This is a genomic window from Lysinibacillus sp. NPDC095746 (assembly GCF_044763535.1).
Classification (GTDB): Bacteria; Bacillota; Bacilli; order Bacillales_A; family Planococcaceae; genus Lysinibacillus.
In genome coordinates this window covers 67,814-71,795 of the sequence record NZ_JBIWGL010000023.1, presented here as the reverse complement: position 1 = coordinate 71,795, position 3,982 = coordinate 67,814, and the positions used below count along the sequence as shown (strand labels likewise).

Here is a 3,982-nt window from a genome sequence, read left to right as displayed (position 1 = left end):
AGTCACAGTGCCAAATGAAAAAAGCGAGGTATTCGACGATTAACCGCTGAATACCTCGCAATGTGAGAAGATATGGACTTTTTCAGTGCCCTCCTGTCAAATTGGACGTTTTCTTTTTATATTTTCAAGATTGGTAGACTTAATTAGTTGTTCAATTGGGTAGTAATTGTGTACTCATGAAACACTTTGACAACATCCTTGTGAGGAACGCCACTTTTTACATTAATAGAGTGCGGAACGAGTGTGATATTTGTTATTGGCTCCATATTTTCCTTCTGGAAGCGAAGTGTAGAATTTTCGAGCATTGTTTTAAAAGCAGATTGACCTAACTGATTATTATTCTGGTCGTATAATCTAAATTGGACATCATAATCCATTGTCTTGTCAGGCGCCGGAAACATATGATAATAAAGAATTAATGAAACGGGTGATTGAGTAATTTTTTCAACTACAACTTTCTGTCCGTTCGGTAAAGAAAAAGATTGATTAATCATGGTTTCTGTTGTTTTAGCCGCAATGGCTTCACCTGTGGCAGTGAAATTAAATTCCCAAGGGTCACTAAGTTTATCGCTTTTAAAAGAAAACTGAATGTCATGTGGCTTAGAAAGCTCTATATTTGGAATGCTAATTGAACTATAAATGACAAATGTTTGGTCATCGATTTGATCATTACCTGCTCCTCCTCCTGACCCAGACTCTACTTCCTTCCCATCTATTTTTATTTCAGGGAAAAGGGGCAGGTAATCTGTGTCTGGAAGGTGCTTATTAATTTTAAGATATTCCGAGTTTGGGACGGGTTTATTGCTATGATAAGTAGTCGTGATGAAAAGTTCTCCTTGATCTAACATAACTTCATTTAACGTTAAGGTTCCATGTTTATTTTCTTTTGTTTGTCCGATTATATTTTTATACGTTGTATACATTTCGTCATTTACATCTGGGTGATTCATATATTGTTCAATAAAGCTACCTATTATGGGCAATTTAGCAAGTGCATTTGGGCTAGAAATGGCTATTGTAGCGGCAAGCATAGCGATACCTACCCCACTTAAAATTGTAAGCTTCTTCTTTTTTGATGTTTGAGTTTTCAATTTTGAATGCAGTCGTTTTTTTATACGTGCTATTTCTAAATCTGACAACGGGGTTTCATCATATTTTTCTGTTTGAATCTTTGCTCGATTAAATAGTTTAAATAATTCACTCATTTTTATAGCCTCCCTGTAATCCATTTTTGTTTTAATGCACGAAGTTTATGACGTCCACGGGAAAGTCTGTTATGTATAACCGGGACAGACACATTAAATTCTTTTGCAATGTTCTTGGAATTTACATTATCTAAATAATATTTTTTAAATAATAATTGGTCCTCAACAGATAAATGTTGTAACAGCTCTTCGACGTCCTCTAATTCTGTCCTCTCAGTATTTGTGAAAGACTCTTCAAATTCTAAAGTTGAAATGTAGCGATCATTATAACGTTGTAATTTTTTTCTTCGATCCAGCGCTTTATATTTAGCAATGATCGCAATCCAATTTTTAAAAGATCCTTTCGCTTCATCGAAAAATTCACCATTCTCCCAAATAGCAAGTAGTGTGTCATCCAAACATTCATCAACTTCTTCTAAGTAAGGAAAGAGATGTTTAGTGATGATGCTTCGTAGTAATCCACCATATTGCTCAATGATGAAATGTAAAGCATGTTCATTGTGATGTTGTAGTTCATAAACGACATTTTCAGCTTGTATATTCATAACAAACTCCTTTCTAAATTTAGTCGCTTCTTACCAGTTTGCTTGTATAGTCAGTGAATAGAACTATTGTTTATCTGAAAACTTATCAGGCAAACAGGTGAGGCATCTATTTCATCGTTCACTATTAAATACGATTTTTTTTATTGAAAGCTATCCTGGAAAAAAACTTTTTTAAATTAATTTGATTTTTCGTCATATTTTACGAAGAGTGCGTAAGAATAGTGTAAATGTTTTCACTCTGCTTTGGAGCATACATATGCAATCAACATGACCAGTTTTATCCGAAAAAAATTATCATATTTCTTGTCTTTACATATTATAACGAGAGGATGTTGAATAAAGTGAAACTTTCGTTCATGGCAGTTGATCTTCCACTAGTATCAATGCTAGTAAATTTAAACAATTTTTGAGAAATGGCTTATTAAGACTTGGAAGGAGCGAAGGAAATGAATAATGAAAACAAAAAAAAACATTTTCTATGTGAAGCGCTCTACGACATAAAAGCACTCCAGGATATGATAAAGGATTTTCATTCTAAATATTTTGGTCAGCTTCTTGTGAAATTAGTGGGAGGCGATACGATTCCTTTTTTTTTAATAACACACAACGGCAGTCATTTAAGGTTGATGGATACTGTAAAGCAGTTTGAAACAGAGTTTTTTCGCATAGAGGCTATTGATCGAGAAAGTTGCCGCGGAACAGTTTCACTTTTGCGAGCCTATGATTATGAAGGACATGATACGAATTTAATAGCAGAGGTTGTCCGATTAGAGCGAACATCCTCAGAAAAATCCATTGACTTAAGTGGTATATCTGCAATTCAGTTATTAAAGCCTGACATGTTAAAAGGGAAATTTATCATTGAGCCCAAATGGTGAAGCTAAACCCTTCGGCGGATGTTACGGAAATCGAAGGGGCTAAAAAAGATATTAGCCTTTGGCATTACTGAAATGACCGACATCGTGTCGTCCTTCGTGCAGCCTAAGCACAAAGCCGAAAATACGACTAAAATAACATGAAAATTAGAGCATCTGTCTAGGTGCACGTTGTAGTCATTGAATTTATTAGGGAGAATCCTATGAAGGGAAGAGATTAATGGATGACAATTATTGGAATGTTGCATCATCGGCTAGATCCTAGAACTGTTCTAAAGTCATATGCATTTGCGGCCGTTGCACAAGCAGAAGGCGCTCAATTTTTTTACTTTACGCCAAAAAGCGTTGACTTTGATAAACGTTCCATTAGAGGAAAGGTATATGAAAATGGTGATTGGCATGAAAAAATGATGCCCTTCCCGGATGTTATATACAATGCAGGAAGTCCAGAAAAATTATCGGTATCAAAGGATATTATTGAGAAATTGAAAAAGGAAATACCTTTTACAACTCATTCTATAGGGAATAAATGGAATGTCATGAAGCGACTTAAAGAAGCAAAGGAATTTGATAAGTATTTAATTCCATCTGAGGTTGTTGAAAATGTTGAATTACTCCATAAATTTATGGCTTTTTATAAAAAAGTCGTATTTAAGCCGATAGATGGCCGGAAGGGAAAAGGGATTTATTTTATTTCGAAAGTAGGAAGAACTAACTTTGAGGTAAAGAAGGATAGGGAAACTACTTTTTGTACACAGTCACAGCTAGATGAGTTAATTAGAGAGCAACTTTCTACAGGCACCTTTATCGTGCAACCCTATATTCAATCAAAAACAAAATCAGGTCAAATTTATGATTTTCGTCTACATGTTCAAAAAAATGGTGAAGGTAAATGGGTTATAACGACGGTTTATCCGCGAATTGCACCAAGTGGCTCGATTATACCGAATATTAACAACGGTGGTTTTACGAATTATTTAGATCCTTTTTTAGAGCAGGAATTTAAAGAAGATGCTTATGATATTCGACGTATGTTAGAGCATTTTTCCTTATCACTAGCTCGACATTTAGATGAAATTCAGATGGCGCAATTTGGAGAGGTTATTGATGAAATTGGCATTGATGTAGGCTTAGATGAACAAAGGAAAATTTGGATGTATGAAGTGAACTGGCGACCAGGTTGCCCTCCTGCTTTTTATTTAGAATTAGATGTGGTCATCAATACTATAAGGTATGCAATGTACCTTGCTAAGAACCAGAAGCAAATTAAAAGGGAAATCAGGCAATATAGGAAAATTAAAGATTCATCTGAAGAAAGGGCTTTAGTAGAAGAATCTTTAGTTGAAGAAGCATTACC

4 protein-coding genes are annotated in these 3,982 nt (G+C 34.9%); 2 read left to right on the top strand and 2 right to left on the bottom strand.

Features of this window, described 5'->3' with window-relative positions:
• Nucleotides 1-143: 143 nt before the first annotated feature.
• Both ACIQ7N_RS17065 and ACIQ7N_RS17060 read right to left on the bottom strand, forming a co-directional pair.
• Entirely contained in the window at nucleotides 144-1,205 is a 1,062-nt protein-coding gene (locus ACIQ7N_RS17065; protein ID WP_402934233.1) for a DUF4179 domain-containing protein, read from the bottom strand.
• A 2-nt stretch (nucleotides 1,206-1,207) separates the two neighbouring features.
• Complete coding sequence (locus tag ACIQ7N_RS17060; RefSeq protein ID WP_248718739.1) at nucleotides 1,208-1,750, bottom strand: sigma-70 family RNA polymerase sigma factor; 543 nt, start codon at nucleotides 1,748-1,750, stop codon at nucleotides 1,208-1,210.
• A 446-nt stretch (nucleotides 1,751-2,196) separates the two neighbouring features.
• Between ACIQ7N_RS17060 and ACIQ7N_RS17055 the strand changes: the two genes are divergently transcribed.
• Nucleotides 2,197-2,628 (top strand): hypothetical protein, encoded by a 432-nt coding sequence (locus tag ACIQ7N_RS17055; protein WP_132362975.1) that lies wholly within the window; start codon nucleotides 2,197-2,199, stop codon nucleotides 2,626-2,628.
• Between the two features lie 221 nt (nucleotides 2,629-2,849).
• Nucleotides 2,850-3,982: YheC/YheD family endospore coat-associated protein (locus ACIQ7N_RS17050; protein WP_402934230.1), on the top strand; the 1,133-nt coding region annotated here is incomplete at its 3' end.